Annotated in this window: 1 pseudogene; it reads left to right on the top strand. The window is 44.9% G+C overall.

From position 1 onward, the window contains the following. Window positions 1–113: 113 nt before the first annotated feature. A pseudogene (locus tag PG899_RS24225) lies at window positions 114–583 on the top strand (hypothetical protein); the annotation flags it as partial.

The following is a 583-nucleotide window of genomic DNA, read 5'->3' as shown; positions in this document are numbered from 1 at the left end:
TACCCTTAGGTAGCGGTGTAGGAAAAGCAACCCACACACATAAGTAAATCTGGAAAAGGGCCTGCCACTGTCTATACTGTATGTATGGTCAGTGGCATCTTCTAGGTAGATTTATGTCCTATCTCATTTCTTCAGCAGACGTATGCACCAAAACTAAGCTTAAAACCGATGCCCAAGGCGCGTTGTCTTGCGATCCCATCAGTGGCAACATTGGCTCCTTGCCCACCCTGTTTACCCAGGATGGCACCTTTAATCACGAAGCGAACAGCTACCTGTTCTATCAAAAGGCCATTAATCAAGCCAAAGACCTCTCTTCTTGTGCCAAAGCTCTTTACGCCTACTATCAGTTCCTTGAAGATAACGGCTTGACTTGGGATCACTTCCCGCCAGTAAAGCGTTTAAAGCCTACATACCAGTTTCGCTCTCATTTATTGAAACAAGTCAAACTTGAAGAGCTGGCAAAAAGCACTGCCAGTGTGCGCATGAACCATGTAGTGAATTACTACAAGTGGTTGATGCACGATGGCTACCTCAGAATCAAGAATGAGAAGGAAGCGCCCTTTAAAATTGAATTTGTCTCTGT

The sequence above is a fragment of the Aeromonas sp. QDB39 genome (assembly GCF_027707585.1).
In the GTDB taxonomy this organism is placed as follows: domain Bacteria; phylum Pseudomonadota; class Gammaproteobacteria; order Enterobacterales; family Aeromonadaceae; genus Aeromonas; species Aeromonas hydrophila.
This window is presented reverse-complemented; position numbering and strand designations above follow the sequence as displayed.